This is a genomic window from Butyrivibrio hungatei DSM 14810 (genome assembly GCF_900143205.1).
In the GTDB taxonomy this organism is placed as follows: domain Bacteria; phylum Bacillota; class Clostridia; order Lachnospirales; family Lachnospiraceae; genus Butyrivibrio; species Butyrivibrio hungatei.
This window is the reverse complement of the sequence record NZ_FRDH01000004.1, coordinates 199046-224515: the sequence shown is the minus strand read 5'-3', so window position 1 is coordinate 224515 and position 25470 is coordinate 199046. Positions and strand designations below refer to the sequence as shown.

Sequence of the window (25470 nt, the reverse complement as noted above, 5' to 3'; positions counted from 1 at the left end):
GTTCTGGTTTTTCAGAACCACCATCCAGGCATTTTGTTTAGTAATAGAAAAAGGTGCAGTTGATTATTGCGTATTGTCAATCTCTCTCAAACCGGGTAGTAAAAATACGGCAAGCGCAACGATGATAATGCCAATTCCGCAAATGACAAACCATTTCTCAACTCCCAGCCGCTCCGCCAGAGGCCCGGAAATGACAAGGCCAAACGGCATGGCGAGGGAAGCGGCGCTTGTCAGTAGAGAAAAAACTCTCCCCAGATATTCTGGTTTGACCGTTTCTTGAAAAATCGCATTTTGCACACCGTAAAATGGAGCGGAAATTCCCATAACAGTACAGCACACAACAAAGACAAGAAATGCGTCTGGCGGCAAAAGCCCGGAGAGCATATTGCTAACGCCCATCAGGAGAACGGAAAGACCGATGGTGTACCGCCGTTTCTTAAAACCGCCCCAAATGCTCAGAATGACTCCGCCAAGCAGCATACCAACCGCAAAAGCAATTTCAGCGGCAGAGGCATGGGCCGGTGTTCCTTTGAAGTATGACATACAGATGAGAGGAAAAAGCGTACTGATTGGCATATAAAAGAACATATAAATTACACCAATCCAGAGCAGAGCAAAGAGGCCCCTGTTTTGCTTTAATACCACATACCCCTCTTTCATATCCTGTAAAAACTGTTGTCTTTTCGTTTCTGGACATAGTTCAGGCGTTGGTATGGACGAAATCGCAACAGTCACACAGGCAAGGATTGCACCCACAATATCTAACAATATAATTGCATTAAGAGGCCAAACAGCATATAAAAACGCTGCGGCAGCTGGACTGATAATCGCACTTACTGCTTGCATGGTCTGCGTGTAACCAGCGCATTTTGTAAGTTCCTCTTTTGGCACAATCATAGGTGTTGCTGCGCTGAATGCTGGAGAATGAAAAGCAGTTCCCGCACTTCGGATTAACAGGACAACCATAATAGACCATACGGGCAATTCCATGTAAAACGCCACCAGCGCCAGAATACCGCCAGCGGCGGCAATTATCAAATCCGCACCAATCATTACGCTTTTACGGCTGTGCCGGTCAACAAAAGCACCTGCAAACGGGCCTAAACAGGCTTGCGGCAAAAATCCAATCAGTGTTGCCGCCGTCAATATGATTGCAGAATTAGTTTTCGCAACCAAATAAAAGATAATGGCCATTTGCAAAATACCGCTGCTAATAAAGGATATTGCTTGTCCGGCAAGAAGTGTAAAATAAGTTTTTCTCCATGAATTGTTGTTTTGGGTCATAATGCGAACCTCCTTTTTTATTGCATTGTTCCTTTGTTTCTGCAATAAAAAGCAGGCGTTGTCCCACAGAGAGGGCAGACGCCTGCATAACAACAAAGCACGAAAAAACACCACGATACAGTTCAAAGACTGCTCGTGTCAAACCTACGTGTTCCTTTGCATACGCACGCAAAAAAAGCCCACCATCATGTGGAAAGGTACTTCTACTTTTTATTGCTTATTAGCGTACACAAATTAACACACGTAAGCCTCCTTCCAATCTCAAACTGTCGCACAGTATAACACACATCCGATAGACTTGTCAACCATTTTTAACCTTGTTTTCCATCTTGTTTTTCCATCTCTTACGGGCAGTAGCAAAGCCAGGCGAGCCAGTCAACGGTCAAGATGAACGGCGCTTTCAGCGCCGCCGTTGACAGTCTCGCCCGTCTTTGCTAATGGGTAATCAAGGCGGGAAAGCCATTTTAGGGCTTTCCCGCCCATTTCAATTTTGGGAGAAGAAAGGCCCCAAAATGAACGAGTGCGGCCAAACACTTTTAGGGATTGGCCACCTTGTCCACCCATCCAGCGGGCAATGTCATTAAGATAATAGATAAAAGGCTATGTTGAACGAATAATTATCAAGAAATATATTAGTATAACATTTTATTTTGATTTTAGTGCAGCACAAATAGACAGATGTTTTCATCTGCCAAATTTGGTAGTATAGTATCATTGTTGTTAAGCTACGCGGTAGAGAAAACTTACTACTTTCTTGTGATCGACTTTGCGAGAGTCGTGACGTCCAGGACGTACAGGTAAGATTTCTTTACTTATTAGAGCTTCAACATTTGGCGGAGATTTCTCCGCCATTTTACTTATAAAATATCTGCATACATGAATTGCAAATGTGTAGTTTATTTGATATGTATGTTTCTCAGTGCATTTTTGGATGCTCACATGGGCTGTAATTACTTCGCAAAAATTATATAAAAGCAAGCGCGCCCATATTTCCTGAATAATGTATTCTCTTTTTTTAGAATGAAAACTAGTTAACCCTACTGCATATTTAAGTTCCCTGAATGAAGTTTCAATTCCCCATCTCATAGCATATAAGCCCTTGATTTCCTTGGTTGAAAAGTCTTTCGTAGAAATGTTTGTTATAATGCACTCATACTCTGTTTCCGAAATTGGAAATCTTAAAATTCTTAGTTTCATTTTGTAGAATGGATTATCTTCAATGTCTATATAATCAAATCTATTTTTCTTATGAAAACATTTATATATTTCAGGATGATTAATCACCTCATTTGTGCCTTTTCGAGTGAGGATTATCTCTATTTCCTCATCAAATTCATTCCTGTTTGGCAACAAATGTTTTAATCCAGATAGAATCCCACTGCTATTGATATCTTTAGCTCTAACCAAGACAAATGCGCCTTTTTCAAACACATGAGCAAGATTATTATAGGATTCATAACCTCTGTCGATTATAAAGATGGTCTTATCGTTTGAAGCATATCTATCTACCATATCACAAAAAGCTTTATGTTCATTTTCGTTTCGCGCTGGTTGAATTATAGCATCGGTGTATATTCGGGCTAATAAATCAAACATTGCATTGAGGTGTAACTGATTAAAACCTTTTGCAGTACCAACTTTAAAATAAGTTTCCTCATCATTGGGATTATGTGCAATGTTTATATCAGAACCATCGCAAGCCAGTAATCGGTATCCTTTATAAAGGTTCGACTTTGTATTATAGGTTGCAGTAAATTTTTGAAAGAGATATTGAAATGCTTCTGATTTAATTTGAGCTCGTCTTTGATTGAATGAAGCATTCGTTGGACAGTCTGTCGTATAACCAAAATACTTATGAAGTTCATTTTTTAGTGATTGGCTTTCCATAGAAATGATAAATTTAATTAATGTTTGAAAATCCCATTTTCTTTTCCTCTTAAAATCAGTATCTGGATTTACTGTAAACCTACCTAAATCCAAAGTCATTTCATCAATTAAACTCCATAAAGTAGCCTTAACTTCTTCTGAAAACTGCATATGGGGCGCCTCCTTAAAAAGTATATATTTCAAGGGCTTCGCCACATTTTTTGATTAATTTGTCAAGTGTTTTTTTCAAAAAAATAGCAGATATGTCACACGCATCACATATCTGCTAAATTTATTCAGTTTTTCTTATCTTAATGACATTGCATATCCATCAGCCGGGGCAAACCGCCGATGGTACCCAGATCCAGATCGTTGAAGCGGTACTTGCCGCAGCCAAGGGTCAGGACGACGGTATCGGCAGGGGTTTTCTTCACGAATTCGGTGTAGTAGTCCCGGCCGGAGCGGATGCCGTCACAGCCGCCCACCAGGAAGAAGTGGCGGATGGCGCCGGCCTTCACAGCCTCGATGACCTTATCCGCCACGCCCAGGACAGTGCCACGGGCAAAGCCGGTTATGACGGTGGCACCGCCGTTGATGCCTGTCATGGGGCGGTCTTCGGCGTAACCACCCAGCTCCAGTGCCTTTTCAATGACGGGCGTGAGGTCACGATCCTCACCGATATGGACGGAATTGGGAAAGGACACAGCCTCGCTGGTAAAAACACGGTCTGCGTAGCTGGCCTTGGGCGGCATCAGGCAGTTGGTGGTGTAGAGGATGGGAGCGGGAAGCTCTGCAAACTCCTTCTGCTGGTTCTGCCATGCGGTGCCGAAGTTACCCTTCAGGTGGGGGTACTTCTTCAGCTCCGGATAGGCGTGAGCGGACAGCATTTCGCCGTGGGTGTAGATGTTGATGCCCTTTCCTTCCGTCTGCTCCAGCAGGCACTTCAGGTCGTAGAGGTCGTGGCCGGTGATAACGATGAAGGGGCCCTTCTCGATGGTCAGAGACACGGTAACAGGAGCGGGTGTGCCGTAGGTTTCCGTATTGGCCCGATCCAGCAATGCCATGATGGTCAGGTTCTTTTCGCCCGCCTCCATGATAATGGGCAGCAGCTCCTCCATCCCCCAGTCCTCGCCCAGGGCAAACAGCGCCTTGTACAGGAACTGATTCACGGCTTCGTCCCGGTAACCCAGGACGCTTGCGTGGTAGGCGTAAGCGGCGATACCCCGGATGCCGAAGAGGATCAGGGATTTCAGCGACCGAATATCCTCCTGGGCGTTCCACAGTTTCTTCATGTCGTAGTCGGCGGTACGGCCGCAGGCATTTTCGCAGGTGGCACAGTCAGGAACCATCCGCTGCTTTTCGGCATGGACCCGGTCGATCAGACCCCGAAGAGCCTCGTCGTCGAAGTTCACATTGGTCAGGGTGGAGAACAGGCTTTCCTGCACCAGCTTATCATCTGCGGAGCCGGTAGTGCCGCCGTCTGTTGCTCTGGCCAGGCCGATCAGGGCCCCGGTCAGCGCATCCTGAAGCGCAGCGTCAGCGGCAGTTTTTCCGCAGACACCGGCCTTGCCGGTACAGCCGCTGCACCCAGCGGTCTGTTCGCATTGAAAGCAAAACATTTGAGGATCCATTTGGGGTTCTCCTTATATCATTTTTTATTTCATTTTTCCATCAGTGGTAATCGTAAGCGTTCGGAAGGGGATTTCCTTCCCGCTGCTGTCAAGCGCTCGTTCAACCGCTTTTTCCAGCCCGCCGCAGCAGGGGACTTCCATCCGAACCAGAAGAATGTCCCGAATGTCATTTCCTTTGAGGATCTGAGACAGCTTTTCCGAATAGTCCACACCGTCCAGCTTGGGGCAGCCGATGAGAGTGATGCGGCCGACGATAAAATCCTCATGGAAAGAGGCATAAGCATAGGCCGTGCAGCTGGCGGCGATCAGCAGGGACGCCCCCTGAAAGTAAGGGGCCTGGATAGGGGCCAGTTTGATTTGGACGGGCCATTGAGACAGCCGGCTTTCGGTCTGCGCTGCATAACAGTCGCAGCTTTGACGGGGAATGCTTCGTGCTTCTGTCCCCGGACAGCCACAGGGGAGCGGATGCTCCTGTTTCTTTGCCAGAACTGCTGCATGGTCGTAAGCAGCGGCTTCCCGCTCTGTAAAAGAGATCGCTCCCGCCGGACAAGCAGGCAGACAATCCCCAAGACCGTCGCAGTAATCGTCCCGGAGCAAAATTGCTTTCCCATTTTCCAGACCGATAGCCCCTTCGTGGCAGGCTTCCACGCAAATACCGCAGCCGGTACAGGCGTCTCTATCAATTTCAATGATTCTCCGAATCATGTTCATTCCACCTCCATTTGTTGTTCCGGTTGACACCGTACTTGAATGATACTAAAATTTAAGCAACAAGTCTGTTTGATTTCAAACAAGGAGACTGAAAATGAAAGCATATTTATCGCTTTTGAAGCATACCCCCTTTTTTATGGCCATGTCAGATGAGGAGATCCTGTCGATCCTTCAGTGTATGAGCGCTGTTGTAACACCCTATCCCAAGGGTAGCTATATCCTGAGAGCTGGAAACAGCACCGAGGTCATGGGAATTGTCCTATCCGGCTCCGCAGTCATTGTTCAGGAGGATGTGTGGGGACATCGGAATATTCTGGACATTCTTTCTCCCGGAGATTCCTGTGGGGAGGTATTCGCCGCCTCCATGGGGAGTGTGCTGAATGTGAGCGTGGTCGCCGAAGCCGATTGCCAGGTGTTGCTATTGAACATCAACCGCATTCTCTCAGCCTGTTCAAATACCTGTTCCCACCATGCTCAGCTGATCCGCAATCTGGTCAATGTGATCGCAGGCAAATCTCTGCGGATGCATGATAAAATCAATCATATCAGCAAACGATCTACCAAGGAAAAGCTCCTGTCTTACCTGTCATCGGAAGCAGACCGGTGCGGCAGCCTGTCCTTTACCATCCCCTATAACCGCCAGCAGCTGGCGGACTACCTCTGCGTCGAACGGGCCGCCATGTCGGTGGCGCTTTCTCAGATGCAAAAGGATGGGATACTTCAGTACAGCAAAAACAAATTCACGTTGTTCACATATTCATCGGATTGATTTAGAATGAGCCGGCTTTGAGAAACGGAAAAACAATTTTGCATAATAACGCAAGCCGCCTGTGCGGGCATGGGAAATGCTCGTACAGGCGGCTTTTTGGGTGTCTATCTATTTTTAAAATGATAATTTTAATTACTTGACCGAATCGGTTATTGGTGTTATATTATAAATAACCGATTCGGTTATTTCGTTGAAAGGCAGGGATCAAAGTGGAAAAATTTTTGGCGCTGACGGAAGAAAAGAAAATGACGATCCTGAACGCAGCACTTCAGTGCTTCGGAAAATTTGGTTATGAAAAAGCATCCGTCAATGATATTGCAGTGGCTGCTCATATCTCCAAGGCATCCATGTTTCAGTATTTCGGAAGCAAAAAACAGCTCTATATTTATCTGCTGGAATACTGTAAAAAGGTCATTGAAGAAATATTTGAAAAAGCACATCTGGATTCCAAAACGGATTTGTTCGACAGGATCCTGGCATCCAGCCGCATGGAAATGGAGAGCTTCCAAAATCAGCCCTTCACCCTGCAGTTTATTACCAGCGTCTGGGAAGAAACTTCTCCCGAAGTAGCCGATGCGCTGGTGATTCTGACAGAGGAAGCCTGCAGCTTCAGAAACGATATGGTTCTTCGGGAGGAGGACGCTTTGAAATTCAAAAACCCGGAGGATGCCCGGCCGGTATTTCAGATGCTGCTTCTGATGGCCGAGGGCTATGCGGCCCGGTACCGTGGGGCGGCGGCCTTCGATTTTCAGGCTGTCATGGAGGATTTTGAGGAGAACATCGCAATTCTGCGGAAAAATTTTTATAAGGAGGAGTATCAAAAATGAGTGAGCAAGCAATCGTCTTAAACCAGCTGACCAAGCACTATGGAACCCATCGGGGGATCAACGACCTCAGTTTCTCGGTGAATGAGGGCGAGTTTTTCGGCTTCATTGGCCCCAACGGTGCAGGAAAATCCACCACCATCCGCACGCTGATGGGCCTGATCCATCCCAGCGGCGGCAACGCCTCTATTTTCGGCCTGGACTGTCAGACCAAGGCCAGTGTCATTGCCAGAGATGTGGGCTACCTTCCCAGCGAGAACAGCTATTATGAAAACATGAAGGTGCGGGACCTGCTGCAATACACCGCTGACCTGTACGGCATGGACTGCGAAACGAAAATGTATGAGCTTTCTGAGCGCCTTAATCTGGATCTGACCCGGAAAATCGCAGACCTGTCTCTGGGTAACAAGAAAAAGGTGGGGATTGTGTCTGCCATCATGACCTCGCCCAAGCTGCTGATTATGGACGAGCCCACCAGCGGCTTAGACCCGCTGATCCAGCAGGCCTTCTACGATATTCTGAAGGAGGAGAACAGCCGGGGAACCACCATTTTCTTCTCATCCCATGTCCTCAGCGAAGTACAGAAGCTGTGTGACCGGGTGGCAATCTTAAAAGAAGGCAAACTCGTGGGCATTCAGTCCATCAAAGAGCTTCGGGAAAGCGGCTATAAAAAGGTCAGCCTCACCGCCAAAACAACCATTCCCCGTGACTTCTGGGGCTTGCCCGGCATTGCCAACTACACCGAGAGTCCTGACAAGACCTCTGTTTCCTTTATGTATAACGGCAATATCACAGCGATCATCGACAAGCTTCACCTGCTGCATTTGGACGATGTGCTTTTGGAAGAGCCCTCTTTGGAGGAAATCTTCATGCACTACTATGCGTAAGGAGGTGTCAGGCATGGTCATTTTGAAATATGAACTGAAAAGACATCGAACCTATATCCTGGGCTGGGCTATCGCCTTGGCACTGTGTATTTTTTTGATGACGCCGACTTATTACAGCTTTCTGGATGCTGCCTCCGTGGAACTCTTTGAAACCATGGGCACCACGGACTTTTACAGGAGTGTCGGCGTATCGATGGAATACCTAACCTCTCCGCTGGGCATTTATGGGTTCCTGACCAGCTTTTTCATGATTGCCTCCGGCATTTTTGGGATGCACTTCGGCATTTCCATTCACACCAGAGAATGTACGGAAGGAACCTCGGAATATCTGTTTACAAAGCCCTTTCCCCGGAAAGCAATTTATTGGGCAAAGGCATTGACCGTGTTTGTCGGCGTGGCAATCGTTGGTGCGGCGTATCTGCTGGCTTCCCTTTTCGCCATGGCAATATTCCGTTCCGGAACTCCCTGGGGAGAGTTTTTCCTGATTGCCCTGTCCCTGACCCTTGTTACGCTGTTCTTCGCTGCAATGGGTCTGATGGTGGGAGTTTTGTTTTCCCGCAACCGCAGTCCGCTGCTGACTGCCGGTTTGGTTGTGTTCGTTGAGTATTGCATTACCAGCTTCTCCAACATCGTCAGTAACCGGGCTATCAGTTTTCTGTCTCCCTACTCGTTCTTCGGAGCCGCCGAGATCTCCAAAGCCGGCTTCTATGACCTCCGGTATCTTGGGTGGTGCGTGCTGCTGTTTGCCTTGTTTTTGGTGCTTTCTTACGGTGTCTTTCTGAAAAAAGACATTCAGTTCCGCAGCTAAGGAGGTGTGAACATGAAAATATTGATTAAAAATGAGTTTCGTCAAACCAGAAGACTTTTGCTGATCTGGCTGGGAATCATGCTGCTTCTGTGCGGTTTCTGCTATTTTGAGCTTCTGTCCCTACAGGACAGTCTGGATGAAATGGCCGCGATGGTCAGCCAATTTCCGAGACTGATCATGATTATGTTCGGAGTCAAAGGCGACTTGACGACATCCACCGGCTGGTATGTGTGCATCTATTTCTGGGAGGGACTGCTGGCGTTTCCCTATGCCATGTCTTTGGGACTGTCCTGTGTGGCAAAGGAAAAGAAATTCGGAACATCGGAATACCTGTTCACAAAGCCTGTGAAGCGGAAAACCATTGTTCTGGCGAAGGTGATCGTCTCGGCAGTGAACCTGCTGGTGTTCGCCCTGTTCAGTGGCGTGTGCAATTATTTCACAATTGTTCTTCCTTTGGGTGGTCTGGATCAGCCGGGAGCGGTGCTTTCCACAACGATGGGAATGTTCTTTACCCAGATCCTCTTTTTTGCCCTGGGGCTGCTGTTTGCCAGCGTGCTCCTGTCCTATAGGGCTGCGGTGCGGACAGGAACAATTTCCATGCTGGCTGCCTATGCGTTGGCCTTTACTGCCGAGTACACAGGTAATCATTTTCTGGACTTTCTGACCCCATTGCGTTATTTTGATGTGTACGAGGTAGCACTGCACGGTTTCCACCTTCCCTATATCTTCTTAACAATCGTTGTGGCAGGCATTTGTGTCGCAGCTGCCCTGAAACAATGGAAACGGCGGGAATTGTGATTTTACATGAATCGTGTATCTTGAAAAAGGCAGCTAACGATATATGGAGGAAATATTTATGTTACGACCAAAAGAAGTAGTATGTAAATGGGTAGATGCGTTCAATAATCACGATGTAGAAGCAATCGTGAGCTTGTACCATGATAACGCAACCAACCATCAAGTGACAAATGATCCCGTGATTGGGATAGATGCAATCCGAGAAATGTTTACAACAGAATTTGCCACTGCCGATATGACTGCCATTGTAGAGAACATCTTTGAAGATGGACAGTGGGCGATTTTAGAATGGAAGGATCCTCTGGGACTGCGGGGATGCGGCTTCTTCCATGTTGTAAATGGTAAAATTCTGTTCCAGAGAGGATATTGGGATAAGCTGTCCTTTTTGAAGCAGCATAATTTACCTATTGAATCGTTGTGAAAAAGTGAACAAAGCACGAAGTTGAAGGAAGGGCGAAAATGGAGCGAGGAAGAATTATTGTAATTACAGGCCCTCCGGGAACTGGAAAATCGACAGTATGGATGCCATGGAAGGAATATTCTTCTTCGTCGATGCGGGCGGCTTCCTGAAGCCAAACATACAGGTCGTTGCTCTCTGGGTTACAAGGAAGCTCTGAACCACGCCTCTGACGATACAATGCGTACAAGAGAAAAGAGGGAAAGACCGCTGACAGCATTAAAAAAGATGCAATTTTTTCACAGCATACTTTCCGAACCATGTGTGGTGTATGGCACCGCATTTCTCAGCAACACAATATACCAAGTTCGAGGCGGAGAGTCTATTGAAATAAAAAAATCCGAGGAAGAGAATATCTCTCTGCCTCGGATTTTTCGTTTCATCCCTCAATCGGCTGGTGTAGTACCTTCAATTTCAAGATGTCCCTGTGCGGACACGCCCTTCAGGCATTTTTTATCTTCGTCCTCTCTGCGGTTTTGGATTCTTCAGCAAGTCGGATTTTTCCGCAATCTTTTTCAGCCACTTCCGTTCTTCTACTGACAGCTTCCTAAAATTCAGCTTGAGCCGTTTGCAGATAAACGCCAAGTACGCTTGTTCCGTGTCGCTGTCCTGGCTGACGATTTCACCAGCAGTTTCCAGCATTTCTTTTAGCGGGTTATCCTCTGGGACGCTGAAAAAATCGTCCTTGTGTGTTTCCCGCAGAGCAAGGGCAATCCCGTTTATGTCCCGTTGTATCACATAGCGGCAAAACTCGTCCTCATCAATATGGGCGGTGATAAGCTGTCTTAACTGCGTATCACTCATGCCAGGATTATGCTTTTTTATAACAGTTGCGCTCATCGTGTCCACTATGGCGTTTGCACCCTGCGCCTGTTTCAGTGCCGTTCCGTTCACATAGATTTCAAGGTCAGCCATCAGCCGGGGGAAATCCGGGTGCGCCGCCAGCTCACACAGCAGGGTATTGTCTATCCTCCCGCTTTTCAGCAGGTCAATCATTTCATCACTCAAACGCAGGTCTGCAAGATCGGCGTTTGGGTGATTTTTCATTTCAGACAGCCCCAGCAGATAATCAGCGGTCACACCGTAAAACTTCGCCAGCCGGATAAGGGCATAGTGGCTGATGTCCTTGAAGTCTTCCGTTTCGTAACTGCCCAGCGCAGACTTGGAAAGCCCGGTCTGCTCCGCAAGCTGCCCCAGCGTCAAGCCACGCTCCACACGTAGGTCTTTTAATCGCTCTTGTATGGATAAAGACATATTCACCCTCCTTGCTAGCTCAACGAAAGAGAAGCCGTTATGCTATGTACTATGCTCATAGCATAACGGCATAGGCATTTACAGTTTTATTTTACCATTTGCTACATCTTCACGAAATTTGACCTGATATAAAAAAAGAGACCAGAACAGGGTATTTCCCCATCCTGATCTCATATTACAAATTTACCTGTCCAATAAAAACACCTTTAAAGCTCAATATGTGGTTTTACCGGCTCATTTTGCACCTGTCGCTGTGTTTCTCTTTGGGGGACTGCACTGTTTGCGGCTACTATAGCTTTCTTGGCCGCAAGTCTCGCCCGTAGTGATGGGCGTTCCCCTCTTGCCCTGCGTTTTCTTTCCTCTTCCTCGATGCGTTGCAGCTCTTCCAAGCGTTCCTGCTCCGCTTGCCGGGCTTCCCTTTTCTCCTCAGATTTTGGAACCGTATTGCTGAGTACATTGTCGATCTGGTTCAGATTTACCTCCTCAAGCTCCTCCACCTTGGCAAGCGGCTTGTATTCAGCCAACTTCACAAGAAGCTCCGCCGCCTTGCGGACATCCTCGATGTTGTCACTCTCTTCTATCACAGTTCCCAGGTACTTCTTATAATCCGCAGAATTGCCGTTTCGGATATCATCCGCTATATTCTGCACCTGTAACTCCCAGTTATCGACCGTATCCTTGTACTCATAGGGATCAAAGTCACTGGAAAAGCGGTCTATTTCAGCCGCCAGCTTCGCAGCCTCGTCCACATATACCGGCTTTACGGCATCCATATCCTGTTCCGGTCTATCCTGTACAGTCAATCCCGGCAGTGTCCCGATTACCTTTACATCCGGGAATGCATCTATGATCTGCCCGATCTTTGACAGTCCCTCCTGATCATTCCATATCTGAGGAACATACCGCAGATTATCAAGATCTATGGTGTTTCCATAGAGGACATCCATCTGCACATCATCTATCTCCGGTGTCCCAGCTTCATGTATGTTGATGCCGACAGCAGGGATCATATTGCTATGATTTTCACGGATGCTCTCAAACAGAGCTTTTGCCTCTTCTATAGTGGAAATTCCCTCATGATAGGTTCCCATGCTGTGAAATTCGCCGCACTCCGCAACGGTATAGGTTATCTCTGTGTTACGCTGCTGTGCTTCCTGTATTATTTGAGCCTGTTTTTCTGTAAGGTACGCTTCCACACCGGTCAGATACTCGGAAAGACTCCCATGCTGTTCCTGTGATATCGTGTTTATATCGAGCTTTACACCACCCATAATGATATTTCCCTGATTAAGAGTGTTAAACAGATCGTCCTCCCTCACCGAGCCGCTGTAATACAACACCACATCAAGGTCAGCTCCTTTCTCCTCCATACCCCTGCAACGACTGCCGGATACAACGACATCCTCAATGATTACATCCATCCCATAATCATTCACTATGCCCTGCACTATTGTTTTAACATTAGCTTCTATCGTTTCAGGATCCATGCCGTCAAGCTCATGGAACTTCTCTTTGGTCTTATCCTTAAATGCGCTTATGACAGCGGCATCGTTAAGGCTTTCGCCTTTTGTTTCGTCTTTTGCCATTTCAGCTCCTTTCTAAAAGGCTCCGGAGATAATCCCCGAAGCCCTTTGATCTTATGCTATAACCTCTTCTTTTTTCTTTGCTACCGCAGGTGCTTTCTGATCCATGGCAGCTACAACCGCCTTCTTCTCATTAAGCCTTGCGACAAGGGACGGTCTTTCCTCTTTTGTCTCCGGTTTTGTTGCAGGGTTCCCCATATCCTCTGTTTCTGATATATCAGCCTCCTCAGCTTTTTCGCTTATTTCAGCCTTATCCTCCGATATGTGACCTGCCTCTTTGGTAGCCTCCTGTGCCGGCATTACCGTCTCGGTCTGTTCTGCTGTTTCTTTCTCCGGCTTTGGAGCATCTTCATCAAGATCAACTGCATCCTCGCCTTTTTCATCCATATCAAGCAGGCTGTTCAGTTCTGCAAGCCTTGTCAGCTTATCGTTAAGCTCCTTCTCCTGTGGGAATGGCTTTTCCACCTCAATCTTTGCGGTTTCAAGCTGCTGTTCCACATTGGCATGCTTCGCAATCGCATCCTCAAGCTGTTTTGTCATGGATTCCATGGCATTACCGATACGGGTAATGTTACCGGACGGGTCAGAGCCAATCTCCACTTCATGGCTGAGTTTTCCTTTCATGTTCAGCGTAAACTTCCTGAAAAATGAATCAAAGGTTATATTCATCTTCATGCCAAGGTACTCACCGATTGGCACAGCCACATTGGCCTGCTTCATCTCCTTGCAGATACCGATGATTGCTGTTCCGGCTTCCTTCCTGTCATCATAGGTCTTTCCGGCTACCGTCATGGTAAAGACATCCTTATCCGCAGGCTTGCTGGCATTGTATGTTGCAATATCTGCCTTCATTCCGGCGATACGCTCCTTCAGTGCTGATATCTGCTGTGGGTAGTTCTTTGCGATATTATCCTCCAGTCGGTATTTCTGACTGGTATGGTTCGCTTTCATGAGCTTCAGCTTTGATACCTGGATGTCGAGATCCATCTTTTCTTTGATATAAGGATTTCCCGTAGCAAGAGCCTTGACCTCCGCATAGGTAAGTGCCGCCTCGTCAATATCCTCACAGCTTCTGACTGGAGATTTACTGGTCATGATCTGCCCGATGAACTTCTGCTTGTTCTCGATGAGCTGCCACGAGTACGCATCAAACGTACCCTCTGTAACATAGCGGAAGATCTTTACCTTTGGATTAGTATTGCCCTGTCGTAAGATACGACCTTCCTGCTGTTCAATGTCAGAGGGTCTCCATGGCACATCCAAGTGATGAAGTGCTATCAGCCTGTCCTGCACATTGGTACCGGCTCCCATCTTCTGCGTTGATCCCAATAAAAAACGGACCTGTCCGCTTCTTACTTTGCCAAACAGCTCCGCTTTCCTCGTCTCGGTATTCGCATCATGGATAAAAGCTATCTCTTCCGGTGGTACTCCTTTTGCTATCAGCTTGTCCCTGATATCCTCATATACATTGAAGGTTCCGTCTCCTTTAGGTGTACTCAAATCGCAAAAAATGAGCTGGGCTGACCGCTTATCTTTTGTCTCCTCCCAAATCTCAAAAGCTTTCTCCACGCAAACACTGGACTTACTGTTTTCATCATCCGGTAGCATATCGTTCATAAGACGCTGATCCAGTGCCAGCTTACGCCCATCGTTAGTAATTTTAAGCATATTATCGACGGATGAATCCACCATACGGTTACGCACCCGCTCTGCTCTGTCTGCCAGAGATGCCACCATTTCCTTCTGCGCTTCGGACGGCTTTAATGTCACATTTTCATACTCTGCCTCCGGCACAGGGAGTTTTAACATATCTGGTGTCTGTATATCGGCACTCTCCTTAAAGAGTGCGATCAACTCAGGCAGGTTAAAGAACTTTGCAAACCTTGTCTTTGCCCTGTATCCGGTTCCCTCCGGTGCAAGCTCTATCGCCGTCTGTGTATCACCGAAGTTAGCCGCCCATGCATCGAACTGTCCCAGTCCCAGCTTCTGAAGCGTACCATACTGTAAATATCTCATATTGGTATATAGCTCCGTCATGCTGTTGCTGATCGGTGTTCCGGTTGCAAAGGTCACGCCCTTACCACCAGTCAGTTCATCGAGGTACTGACACTTGTTAAACATATCCTGTGACTTCTGAGCTTCAGTCTGTGCAATACCTGCCACATTCCGCATTTTCGTATATAAGAACAAATTCTTGTACGAATGCGACTCGTCCACAAAAAGCCTGTCTACGCCAAGCTGTTCAAAGGTTACAACATTATCCTTACGGCTCTGATCATTTAATTTATCAAGCCTTGTCATGAGCTGCTTCTTGGATTTTTCCATCTGCTTGATGGTATATCGCTCACCCCTGTCAGCCTTTGCCTGTGCTATAGCCTCCGTGATCTCATCTATCTGCCGCTCCAGTATCGCCACCTGCCTTTCCTGTGACAACGGGATCTTTTCAAACTGCGTATGGCCGATGATCACGGCATCATAATCGCCTGTTGCTATACGGGAGCAGAACTTCTTGCGATTTGCAGGCTCAAAGTCCTTTTTCGTAGCCGCAAGGATATTCGCTCCGGGATACAGACGCAGGAAATCTGATGCCCACTGCTCTGTCAGGTGGTTTGGTACTACAAACAGCGACTTCTGAGCAAGCCCAAGCCTTTTAAGTTCCATAGCTGCCGCAGTCATTTCGAAGGTCTTGCCAGCACCTACACAGTGTGCAAGGAGCGTGTTATCTCCATACAGCACATGAGCTACCGCATTCTTCTGATGCGGCTTAAGCTCTATATCCGGTGTCATACCCGGAAACTGCAAATGTGAGCCGTCATATTCCCTTGGTCTTGTGGAATTGAAACGCTCATTATAAACCTTTACAAGATCAGCTCTCCGCTCCGGATCCTTAAAAATCCAGTCCTTAAAAGCTTCACGGATTGCCTCCTGCTTCTGTGCAGCAAGGGTGGTCTCCTTCTTATTCAGCACCCTCTTTTCCTTGCCATCCTCCACGATAGTATCATAGATACGCACATCCTTAAGGTTCAGACTGTCCTCCAGTATCTTATAGGCATTCGCCCTGCCGGTACCAAAGGTCATGTTGGCAAGGGTATTGCCATAGTCTGCATTCTTACCCTTTACATTCCAAAGCCCGGTCACATCCGAATACTGTATGCCCATGACATTCCGGTCAAAAAGATATCCCGGTGTCTGGAAAGTCTCACGCATGAAGTCCTCGATATACTTCGGGTCAACCCATGTTGCCCCAAGACGGACTTCTATATCCGATGCTTCAAGGTCTTTCGGCATTACCTGTTCAAGATGCACCACATTCACCTGATACTCAGGGTGATTTTCCGCATAGTTCTTTGCTATGGAAAGCTTCTCACGGACATTACCGGACAGGTATTCATCCGCTGTCTCCCACTGGTCGGTCAGCGGATTCCGGAAGATAACTCCTGCAAGCTCCTCAGTTATGGCTTCTTTTTCCTTTCCCGTAAGCTCTGCCATATAGTCAAGGTCTACCTTGGCTTTTTCAGCCAGGGAGACCGCCAATGCCTCGCTTGCGGTATCAACACTTGTCACCACCTCTGCGTGTTTGATGGTACGCTTCGTGAACATATCCGCTTTTCCAAGAAACTTCCCCTCATCATCCAGCTTCTCCAAAGAACAGAGCAGGCAGTATGAAGAATCCTGATTAAAGGCTCTCTTATTGGTCTGAGAACTGATAAGCCCGTATTTATCGGAGAACTTATCATATAATCCGTTCAGTTCTGCCTGTTTGTCCGTAATGGCTGAGTCGGGATAATCCTCCATCTGCATCTGAATTAGTTCCTGCGTACAGTCACGGATAGCGATCATACCTTTGATGCGGTCTTCCATGGTATCTGACACATCGGCAGGCTTCATGACGGAATTCTCACGATAATACACATGATCATCCACCATACAAAAGCTGTAATTCTTCACATTCGGATCTGCTGGGATTACTTCAAGGTCAGACTTTCCAAGCTCGTCCGCTGAAAGCTCCACCGCTTCATATTCTGCATGAATATTGCTGATTGCCTCACGAAGCTGCTCCTCAAATGGTCTGCTCTCATCCGGTACACAGGTACTCTCCATACCAAAGGGTCCCGATACCATCTCCATTTTCCCTACGATCATCTCCGGATGGTCGGCAAAATACTGGTTCATGGCTATACCGTTTGCATCCATGCCGAGGTGTACCCAGTCCGGCTCGATATCCATAAGCCTGTCCCTTTTCTGGAAAAAAAGAATGTCGGACGTGACTTCTGTACCGGCATTCTCCTTAAAAGCTGTATTAGGTAATCTCACCGCTCCGAGCAGTTCTGCCCTCTGAGCAAGGTACTTTCTCACCTGCGGGCTTTGCTTGTCCATGGTTCCCTTGCTTGTAACAAATGCCACGATACCGCCCGGTCTTACCTTATCCAGTGTCTTTGCAAAGAAATAATCATGGATCTGGAAATTCAGCTTATCATAAGGCTTGTCACTTACCTTATAATTCCCGAACGGCACATTTCCCACAGCAACATCAAAGAAATCATTCTGAAAATCGGTCTTTTCATATCCGCTGATACGCACATCTGCCTGCGGATAGAGTTGCTTTGCGATGCGGCCTGTCAAATCATCCAGCTCCACTCCGTATAGCTTGCTGTCCTGCATCTCCTCTGGCAGCATACCGAAGAAATTACCTACACCCATGGCAGGCTCAAGTATATTTCCCTTTTCAAATCCCATCTGTCCCAGTGCTTCATAGATATTTCTTATGATTACGGGGCTTGTAAAGTGGGCATTTAGGGTACTCTCTCTTGCGGAATTATATTCCTCCGGTGTCAAAATGCTCTTTAATTCCTGATATTCCGCAGACCAGTTACTCTTGGTTTCATCAAAGGCATCTGCAAGACCACCCCAGCCGACGTACTGTGATAAAATCTGCTGTTCCTCCGGCGTGGCTGTCCTGTGTTCGTCCTCGATCTGCTTCAAAGTTGTAATCGCCCTGATATTGTCACGGAACTTTTCCTTTGCGCTGCCTTTTCCCAGGTCATCATCTGTAATGCGGAAATTCTTTGCCGCAGCTCTTGCGTCTTCAGACAGTTCCGCTTCCCTTGCGTTATAGGATTCCCAGAACCTTCCGACAAGCCTCCTTGGAAAGCTCTCATCATCCATAAACTCATACTGGATGTTCTTAACTGCATCAAGGCTATCAGCTTTTTCAATCTTCTTTTCATACTGCCCGACCCTTACTTCATCTGACAGTTTCTCTTCCAGCTTGCGTAGCTCCGGTTCAGAAAGCCTGTCATAAATATCGTTACTTTCAGTATGGATGGAAAAGCTCTCTTCATCCCCGTCATGCCTTGTGACCTCATACCGGATCTTCTGATGTTCTCCCCGGATATCGGCTTCAAGCTCATACTCCGCAGTATGCCCGAAATTGCTGTACTCCGCTCCAATATAGGAAATGTTCTGTATATCCTCTGCGGTAAGCTCCATGTTATGGAACTTCTCCCAGTCCTCTTCTGATACATAGGTAAGCTCGTCAAAATCAAGGTACTTAAGCTCATTTTCTATAAGGTCAGTAAGGGTATCATATTCATTCTGAGAAATGATCTGCCCGTCAATCGCAAGGCGGATGCTGTTATGCTCAAGGTCTACAGAAGCCTGTATCGGGTACTCTTTTCCATCTGCTTCATCTATAAGGTCGGTATAAGCTATCTCCACATTGGAAAGATCCGAGAAATCTGCATCATGATCATACTCCCTGTAGCAGAACTCATTGATAAGCTCCTTTGCCTGCTCCTGCTCCGGAGTAAGGACTGCTTCTTTTTCCCGAAGAAACTCCGGCACTTCCGAAAATCCAAATGAATCCACGAAATATGCCTTGTCCTCACCATTCTGATGCAATACCACCACATCCGATACGGACATGGAGCGTCCCTTGTAATCTGCCGGATGGTCTATGTTAAACTTCTCATACAGGTCATCGAGAGTAGCGCTTTCCTCCAGTTCTCCGGAATATACTGCCTCATAGTTTGCCGCATCAACAGACAGTCCTCTGTTCTGCAGGTGCTCCAGATTTTCAAAGATGATATCCCGTCTGTCCTCAGCTTCATCCGATATCTGATAGATTGTATATGTTGAAGATTCCTGCTCTAAAGCCTGCTCTTTAAGCACTTCTCCCCGCATGGTCTCGTCAACATACTCCTGCGCCTCTTCAAGAGTCCTGAAGGTCTCCGTAGGAGCAGCAAGAGAATCAGCAACCGGATGAATCCCATATGAACCATCTTCCTCACGGTCTATCCATACATACTGACCGGAAGGGAGCTTTGTTGCCCACTCCTGGGGATTATCATTTTCATCATCCGCTTCATGGACTATCGACCAAAGGCTATTCTCTCCCCGTCCGACAGGCGGACCGAATTCGGGATTATGATCCGCCTCTTTGCTTTCAGGCTCTTCCTGTGCATCCCCGGCTTCAATGGCATCAACAAGTTTTTCCTGCTCATCAGCAAGAGCTTCCTTTTCCTGCTCCTTTTTATACTCTGCATAGGCTTCCTTTGCCTTTGGAGACAGGTACTTATCCTCTGCAATCAGTTCACGGATACGCTTTTCCACCACATTCCAGTTAAGAAGCACGGATGTATAAGGCTCCATGATACTGCCTTTGTCAAGCTGAATGCCCTTTGCATCATGGTCTTCCCAACTCTTATCATTTCCAATCAGTGCATCTGACTGACCACCAGTACCGTATTCGCTCTTAAGGAACGCTACATTATCTTTGCTGTCATGCCCTTCCTTAAAATAATCATAGATACGGAAAAGTCCCTGCGATACACCGCTTCCATGGGTGAGCCTGCTGTCAATCTCATCCTGGGTAATGAAGTTTTCAAGCCTTACATTTACCTCATCTGCAAGAGGAAACTCCCTACGCTCAGCATCGAGGTCGGCAATCTCTGAAAGCAGATACTCCGGCTCTTTTACATATCGCCACCGAAGTTGAAGCTCTCCGCTCTCTATCCTGTCCGCAGCCCTGCCGATTTCCTCTGCAAGCAGCTCTCTTCCCTCATGGGTAGATAGCAGCTCTACGATATGTGCCTGGCTGTCGGGATAATTACTTCCTTGGATAGAAAGAGAATCAGGCATATCATCAATGCCGTCACGGAAAAAGAAATAAATCTGATCAGCCACCCTCGCCCGTTCGGTGCTGTCCACAAGAAAGGCTTCATTTCTCGACATATATGAGCCGTTTTCCACCATCTGACGGGTGAACTCTTCCACAAGGCTCCAACTATAGGTAGTGGCAAAGTCCACCTGAGCGGAATTGCCCGGTGCGATGCTCATACCATTTTCATTAAACCAAACAGATACCCTCTGCCCGTCAAATTCAAAGCCCTTACCGGTAGTTCCGATCTCATTCTTTATGAAATCAGTCATTTCCGCAGCATCTTTTCCTGCCTGGTACTTTGCATAGATACGCTTACGGTTATTCTCTTTGCCACCACCGGATCTGATCACATCAAGAAGCTGGTCGTCTTTTAGCATAAAAACAGCGGGAGCCTTCGTTTTCACGCTTGCTTCCGCTGCTGCTATCGTTCCCACCTGTTCCGCAAATGATGGGAACAGGTCAAACATATTCAGTTGTTCGGGTTCTGCATCCGGAGGGTTTAGCTGTAGATCAGCTCCGATAAAACTATCTCCTCCGCCGATGCCCGGATGTTGTTCATCAGACCCACCCACTTCATCTGGTCTGATGCTTTCAGGGCTTCGTTCACTCCCTGGGACTTCGCCATCTGGGATGTCAACAGATCCATCCTCTCCTCTGCCTGCTTCTGAATCATCAGGCAGTGCTCCTTCAGATTCCCCTCTAACATCATCCCGCTGTAGGTTCCTCTCCTGTGTTCCTTTAAGAAGTTCCTCCGCATCAGTCCGTACTTCGTTAAGGGTTCCTCCGGCTCGCTGTTCGCGATCAGGTTCGGGATCAGATAATCCCCGCTCTGCATGTAAGTCAGTTCCATGGTCATTTCCTCCTTGTTCTGAAATATTAGCGCTTTCGCCTTTTTCATAATCATCGGTGGAAATATCACCTTGCCGCTCGCTTTCACGCTTTAAAGCATTATATTCATTCTGAGCCTCATTTGCAAGCGAATTTTGGCTTTTTTCTACGGCTTGTGATATATTCTCCGTTTGTCTTTCTACTTCGCCATATCTGGCGATATGACGTTCCTGTACCGTTACCGCTCTTCCGATTTCCATGAGTACCGGCTCAGTCATTTCCGATACTGCATTTCCAAGTACCGACAGCGTTTTCACATCGCTGAACTCATGCAGATAACGAAAATCAAAATCATAAAGTTCTGTATCCACACCGCACCTTGTAAGAAGCGTATATGCGATGGAATCTCTCATGGTCTCTTGCAAGCGCAGTTCAAGATTCAGTTCATCATATCCATGCAGAAAGCTTCCATCCACCCGGTCCTGCAGATCAGGCATTACATCCCTGTAATAATCATCCGCAATACGATGTGCCAGCTCCACCAGCCTATCTCCGAAAGGTCTGCTTTCATCCGTTTTTCCATATATGTTTTCAAGTCTGTTGAGAACTGTCTGTTCATTCCGTTCCCTGACCTGCCATATGTACGGGAGTCTTCCAACATTCCATCCGGGATGCACATTTGACACATCAAATACATACCGAAGTCTTGGTCTGCCGCTGCTTTCATCCAAAAGAGCGATACCCTTGGACCCACGGTTGACCCAGCAGTTCATCTTCTGATTCCATGTTTCAAGCTCTGCACATGCTGTGGCATCCGGTCTCTGGGCATAGATAAGCAGCTGATCCATGAAAGGATACCGGTATAGCCTTCCGGCAGTGGTAAGGAATCCTTTCCACTTTTCCATATCTGCCGATAAATCCTGTGCCGTAGCCTGTGCAAGCCATTTGATCTCATCATATTTTCTTGCCATAGCCTGTTTCTCCTTATAAAGATTATGGGAGAAGGACATCGCTGCCCCTCTCCCGTTCCAAAACAAAAATCCTTATGCCAAAGCCTGTCCTCTGTCCTTATTCATCTGACGAGGCTCCCTGGTTGCCTCATTCTTGGCAACAATGTCTTTCTTCTGAGCAAGTCTTTCCTTAAGGGAAGGACGCTCCTGCTTCTTTTCCTCTTTTGCCGCAGTCTTTACTACAGCAGTTTCTTTTGAAGCCTCGGTTTCCTTTGCCGCAGCTCTCTCCTCTGCCTTGTCAGCACGGAAAAGCTCATGCTCCTTTGCGTCATAGGCATATACGTGATCGGAGAGTCTTTCCTCCGGTGCTACCTGTGTGGCATTCACATCCTGCACCATGCTCTCCAGTGTCTTAAGATCCATCTGGTCATTCTTAGGTACGATCAGCACCTCATGCACACTCGAAGGTAAAATGAAGTAGTCCTGACCCAGCTTCTCGGTGATATCATCCATGACCTTATCGTTAAGGAGAACTGCCGCACCGTTAAGCTTATCCTCATTGGAAAGTACATACATCATCTCATCAGGTGTAGGCGGGATCATACCGGCGATGGCCTCCCTTGCCTCTTCCTCAGACATTCCGCTTCGCATCATATCGGGAAGCATCATATCAACCATGGTCTCCGTCATGCTCTTAAAGGTTGCCGGAGTAAGTGTGTCCATGTTATCGAGGGCAATCTGATGAAGCTGTTCTACATCCACACCGTATCCTTCCATGAGCCTGTTGGTGATAGGAGCAGACATATTGCCGCTCTCTTCTTTGCCGATTGCGATATGGTATGTAACAGCCAGGTCATCCACCATGGTATGAGGCTTATCTGCAAGATACTCCGCATTCTGCTCTGCATTGATAAGACGGCAGGTGATACGATCCTTCACGCTGTCAAAATCCGTAAGCCTGCTAACATCGAAATCCTGTGACATCTCATGCTGAGTGCGGACATCTGCGATTGCAGCCAGGATATCATCCATAGGTCTGCCGTCCTCATGCTGCTCATAAAACTGGTTAAGGTAAATGTTGGGAGCGATATTGCTGTCCTCAAGCTTTACCATAAGACCATCCAGCTTCTGATCATTGTTCTTTACAACGGTCTGAATGGAAACATCCGCATTTTCATACTTCTCAGGCAGAAACTCCTTGATACGGTCTGCCACTTCCTGCTTAAACTCTTCGTAATTCATGCATTTGTTCCTCCCTTCATCATAGCTTCCTTCTGCATCTGTGCCTTACGCTCCAACTTCTTCATGCCCTGCATATAGGCTGTGAAGCGGGCTTTGCCGCTTGTCCTCTGCTTTTCTGCAACCTCTGTTGCGATCACGTTGTTATTCTGCATCTTCTGTAACCTCCTCCATATAGTTAAAATAATCATCACAGAAATCCTTGTTTTTTCTGTCCTTGTACTTCTTTACTGCATAAACGACGGCGGAAACAATGGTTCCTGCCGCCGCAATGCCCAGTAATACCTTTACTGCTTTCTTCATGTTGCTCACTCTCCCTTCTTCTTACGCTCCGGAAACTCCATGGAAAACTTGAACTGGAAACCGCTCCTCTCTTCGCCATCCTTATTGGTGTAGTCATACGCCTCCACACCTTCAGGCTTAAGAAAAGCATCGTAGCTCTTGCCCTTCTTGCTCTTAAGACCTTTCATAAAGATCTTTTCTCCTGCAAGAAGCTTCTTGATCTGCTCCTCGTCAAGCTTTCTTCCCATGGCATAGCCAAGGCTCATGCCGCACTTCTCGGTGCAGTATGCTCCATACTTGCCGACAACAACATCTCCGCCACACTTAGGGCATTTTCCGATTGCTTCTTCTGAACCAAACATCTTCTTTTCCTCCTCGCTTACGCTACTGTATGTTTTTATCAAATCAGTTACCATGTCCTTAATGCCCTTAATAAAGGCATCCGCACTCATCTCACCCTTGGAGACAAGGACAAGTGCGTTTTCCCAGTCCGCCGTCATCTGCGGAGATTTCACCGCATCAGGCAGGATGGTTATGAGCTTGATTCCATCATCCGTGGGAACCAGCTTTTTCTTATCTCTTTTGACAAAACCGTCTTTTACCAGCTTCTCGATGATATCCGCTCTGGTGGCAGGTGTGCCGAGACCCTTACGCTCTACATCATCGTCCATTTCCGAAGCACCGGCAGTCTCCATATACTTAAGGAGCGTGTCTTCCGTAAAAGCTTTTGGTGGCTGCGTGAAGCCCTCCACCACTCTCGGATTCACATCACGGAATGACTGTCCTTCCCTTATTACTGGAATAGGCTTTTCTTCATCTTCCGCATCAGTCTTTACCTTAAAGCGGTTCCTGAGCATCTTTTCATACTTCTTAAAGCCTTCGGATATGACCGTCTTTCCGCTTGCATGAAACTTAAACCCATCACAGTCAAGTTCCACCTTTACACCCTTATAAATGTGCCTCCCGGATGTAGCACACAGAACACGATATGAAATGAGGTAAAGAATCTTCTTCTCTCCCTCTGCAAGTGCATCCATATTTTGTTTGCCTATTTCCATCGTGGGAATGATGGCATGGTGGTCTGTGACCTTTTTACTGTTTAAGACTCTGCCGATATCCGGCGAATAATCCTGCGGAATCTTTAATATGCTTTTAAACACCGCTCCGATCACATCTTCCGCAGTCTGTCCCATATCATCGGATAAAAACTGGCTGTCCGTCCTCGGATAAGTACAAAGACGCTTTTCATAAAGGCTCTGGGTATAATCCAAGGTCTGCTTTGCCGTAAATCCAAAGATACGATTGGCATCCCTCTGCAGGGTGGTAAGGTCATAAAGTCTCGGCTGTGCGATACTCTTTTCCTCTTCCTCCACCTTCGTAATACGCACCGGGTTAAATACGGCACATCCCTCTACGGACATTGCCTCATCTTCGGTCTTGAACTTATCGGATACCGCTTCCATGCCATTTACATCTATATGGCAGGTATAAAACGGCTCTTTCTTAAAGGTTCGGATTGCTTCGTCTCTGTCCACAAGCATTGCAAGTGTAGGAGTCTGCACCCTTCCGACTTTCAAAAGTCTGTTATAAAGCACCGTGAAAAGCCTTGTACCATTGATACCCACAAGCCAGTCAGCCTGTTGTCTGCATAAAGCACTCTGATACAGGTCGTTGTACATATATCCGGGTTTCAGATTGGCAAAGCCTTCCCTTATGGCACTCTCTTCCATGGATGAAAGCCATAAACGCTTGATGGGTTTATCACAGCCTGCCTGCTCATATACAAGTCTGAATATAAGCTCGCCCTCTCGTCCGGCATCGGTAGCACAGATAGTCTCATCCACACCTTTATCGTGCATGAGCTTCTTAAGTACCTTAAACTGGGCTTTTGTATCCTTTTTGATCTCATACTGCCAGTTCCCCGGCATGATCGGGAGCGAATTATACGACCATTTCTTTAGTGCAGGATCATAAGAATCCGGCTGTGCCAGCTCGATAAGATGTCCTACGCACCATGAAATGATATAACCGTTTCCCTCGATATAACCGTCCTGTGCATTCTTTACGCCCAGTGCATCCGCATAGGCTCTGGCCACACTGGGCTTTTCAGTAACCACTAACTTGTATCCCATAGCAG

16 protein-coding genes and 1 pseudogene are annotated in these 25470 nt (G+C 47.1%); 6 read left to right on the top strand and 11 right to left on the bottom strand.

The window, feature by feature from the left end:
• Positions 1 to 63: 63 nt before the first annotated feature.
• The 4 genes and pseudogenes from BUA02_RS05045 to BUA02_RS05025 form a co-directional block, all read right to left on the bottom strand.
• Positions 64 to 1284, bottom strand: coding sequence for an MFS transporter (locus BUA02_RS05045; RefSeq protein WP_002584949.1), 1221 nt, complete (start codon positions 1282 to 1284; stop codon positions 64 to 66).
• 720 nt (positions 1285 to 2004) lie between these two features.
• On the bottom strand, positions 2005 to 3321 hold the full coding sequence (locus tag BUA02_RS05035; protein WP_072701535.1) for an IS4 family transposase: 1317 nt from the start codon (positions 3319 to 3321) through the stop codon (positions 2005 to 2007).
• 143 nt (positions 3322 to 3464) lie between these two features.
• Positions 3465 to 4781 (bottom strand): annotated as a pseudogene (gene hcp, locus BUA02_RS05030) (hydroxylamine reductase); the annotation flags it as partial.
• Positions 4782 to 4805: 24 nt separating this feature from the next.
• Positions 4806 to 5486, bottom strand: coding sequence for an ATP-binding protein (locus tag BUA02_RS05025; RefSeq protein ID WP_072701533.1), 681 nt, complete (start codon positions 5484 to 5486; stop codon positions 4806 to 4808).
• A 100-nt stretch (positions 5487 to 5586) separates the two neighbouring features.
• On the opposite strand from BUA02_RS05025, the gene BUA02_RS05020 reads away from it, so the two are divergent.
• From BUA02_RS05020 to BUA02_RS04995, 6 genes are all read left to right on the top strand, one after another.
• Positions 5587 to 6261: a Crp/Fnr family transcriptional regulator gene (locus BUA02_RS05020; RefSeq protein WP_072701531.1), complete on the top strand. Its 675-nt coding sequence runs from the start codon at positions 5587 to 5589 to the stop codon at positions 6259 to 6261.
• Positions 6262 to 6470: 209 nt separating this feature from the next.
• Positions 6471 to 7088: a TetR/AcrR family transcriptional regulator gene (locus BUA02_RS05015; protein WP_072701529.1), complete on the top strand. Its 618-nt coding sequence runs from the start codon at positions 6471 to 6473 to the stop codon at positions 7086 to 7088.
• Positions 7085 to 7972 carry an ABC transporter ATP-binding protein gene (locus BUA02_RS05010; RefSeq protein ID WP_022030132.1) on the top strand — a complete coding sequence of 296 codons (888 nt, stop codon included), beginning with the start codon at positions 7085 to 7087 and terminating at the stop codon, positions 7970 to 7972. The genes BUA02_RS05015 and BUA02_RS05010 overlap by 4 nt, the downstream gene beginning before the upstream one ends.
• Positions 7973 to 7985: 13 nt before the next feature.
• Positions 7986 to 8780: an ABC transporter permease subunit gene (locus BUA02_RS05005; RefSeq protein ID WP_022030131.1), complete on the top strand. Its 795-nt coding sequence runs from the start codon at positions 7986 to 7988 to the stop codon at positions 8778 to 8780.
• Positions 8781 to 8792: 12 nt separating this feature from the next.
• A complete protein-coding gene (locus BUA02_RS05000; RefSeq protein ID WP_022030130.1) occupies positions 8793 to 9578 on the top strand; it encodes an ABC transporter permease subunit in 786 nt (261 codons plus the stop codon).
• A 58-nt stretch (positions 9579 to 9636) separates the two neighbouring features.
• The gene (locus BUA02_RS04995) at positions 9637 to 9999 is read left to right on the top strand and encodes a nuclear transport factor 2 family protein (RefSeq protein ID WP_022030129.1); all 363 of its coding nucleotides are present in this window, start codon (positions 9637 to 9639) and stop codon (positions 9997 to 9999) included.
• A gap of 489 nt (positions 10000 to 10488) precedes the next feature.
• Here BUA02_RS04995 and BUA02_RS04990 read toward each other — a convergent pair whose 3' ends face one another.
• The 7 genes from BUA02_RS04990 to BUA02_RS04955 form a co-directional block, all read right to left on the bottom strand.
• Entirely contained in the window at positions 10489 to 11289 is an 801-nt protein-coding gene (locus tag BUA02_RS04990) for a helix-turn-helix domain-containing protein (RefSeq protein WP_002575858.1), read from the bottom strand.
• Between the two features lie 206 nt (positions 11290 to 11495).
• Positions 11496 to 12875 carry a hypothetical protein gene (locus BUA02_RS04985; RefSeq protein ID WP_026667056.1) on the bottom strand — a complete coding sequence of 460 codons (1380 nt, stop codon included), beginning with the start codon at positions 12873 to 12875 and terminating at the stop codon, positions 11496 to 11498.
• Between the two features lie 51 nt (positions 12876 to 12926).
• Positions 12927 to 21833 (bottom strand): YodL domain-containing protein, encoded by an 8907-nt coding sequence (locus tag BUA02_RS04980; RefSeq protein ID WP_026667055.1) that lies wholly within the window; start codon positions 21831 to 21833, stop codon positions 12927 to 12929.
• Between the two features lie 72 nt (positions 21834 to 21905).
• Entirely contained in the window at positions 21906 to 23054 is a 1149-nt protein-coding gene (locus tag BUA02_RS04960) for a DUF5688 family protein (protein WP_051212532.1), read from the bottom strand.
• A complete protein-coding gene (locus BUA02_RS15795; protein ID WP_155244367.1) occupies positions 23051 to 23206 on the bottom strand; it encodes a hypothetical protein in 156 nt (51 codons plus the stop codon). The genes BUA02_RS04960 and BUA02_RS15795 overlap by 4 nt, the downstream gene beginning before the upstream one ends.
• Positions 23196 to 23354, bottom strand: coding sequence for a hypothetical protein (locus tag BUA02_RS15790; RefSeq protein WP_155244368.1), 159 nt, complete (start codon positions 23352 to 23354; stop codon positions 23196 to 23198). Before BUA02_RS15790 ends, BUA02_RS15795 begins: the two co-directional genes overlap by 11 nt.
• Before the next feature lie 5 nt (positions 23355 to 23359).
• Positions 23360 to 25465 (bottom strand): DNA topoisomerase 3, encoded by a 2106-nt coding sequence (locus tag BUA02_RS04955; RefSeq protein WP_026667054.1) that lies wholly within the window; start codon positions 25463 to 25465, stop codon positions 23360 to 23362.
• Positions 25466 to 25470: the final 5 nt, after the last annotated feature.

Bases quoted from the DNA above. Each gene is read 5' to 3' on its own strand.
- BUA02_RS05045 (WP_002584949.1), bottom strand. From the start codon at position 1,284: ATGACCCAAAACAACAATTCATGGAGAAAAACTTATTTTACACTTCTT.
- BUA02_RS05035 (WP_072701535.1), bottom strand. From the start codon at position 3,321: ATGCAGTTTTCAGAAGAAGTTAAGGCTACTTTATGGAGTTTAATTGAT.
- BUA02_RS05025 (WP_072701533.1), bottom strand. From the start codon at position 5,486: ATGATTCGGAGAATCATTGAAATTGATAGAGACGCCTGTACCGGCTGC.
- BUA02_RS05020 (WP_072701531.1), top strand. From the start codon at position 5,587: ATGAAAGCATATTTATCGCTTTTGAAGCATACCCCCTTTTTTATGGCC.
- BUA02_RS05010 (WP_022030132.1), top strand. From the start codon at position 7,085: ATGAGTGAGCAAGCAATCGTCTTAAACCAGCTGACCAAGCACTATGGA.
- BUA02_RS05005 (WP_022030131.1), top strand. From the start codon at position 7,986: ATGGTCATTTTGAAATATGAACTGAAAAGACATCGAACCTATATCCTG.
- BUA02_RS05000 (WP_022030130.1), top strand. From the start codon at position 8,793: ATGAAAATATTGATTAAAAATGAGTTTCGTCAAACCAGAAGACTTTTG.
- BUA02_RS04995 (WP_022030129.1), top strand. From the start codon at position 9,637: ATGTTACGACCAAAAGAAGTAGTATGTAAATGGGTAGATGCGTTCAAT.
- BUA02_RS04990 (WP_002575858.1), bottom strand. From the start codon at position 11,289: ATGTCTTTATCCATACAAGAGCGATTAAAAGACCTACGTGTGGAGCGT.
- BUA02_RS04985 (WP_026667056.1), bottom strand. From the start codon at position 12,875: ATGGCAAAAGACGAAACAAAAGGCGAAAGCCTTAACGATGCCGCTGTC.
- BUA02_RS04980 (WP_026667055.1), bottom strand. From the start codon at position 21,833: ATGGCAAGAAAATATGATGAGATCAAATGGCTTGCACAGGCTACGGCA.
- BUA02_RS04960 (WP_051212532.1), bottom strand. From the start codon at position 23,054: ATGAATTACGAAGAGTTTAAGCAGGAAGTGGCAGACCGTATCAAGGAG.
- BUA02_RS15795 (WP_155244367.1), bottom strand. From the start codon at position 23,206: ATGCAGAATAACAACGTGATCGCAACAGAGGTTGCAGAAAAGCAGAGG.
- BUA02_RS15790 (WP_155244368.1), bottom strand. From the start codon at position 23,354: ATGAAGAAAGCAGTAAAGGTATTACTGGGCATTGCGGCGGCAGGAACC.
- BUA02_RS04955 (WP_026667054.1), bottom strand. From the start codon at position 25,465: ATGGGATACAAGTTAGTGGTTACTGAAAAGCCCAGTGTGGCCAGAGCC.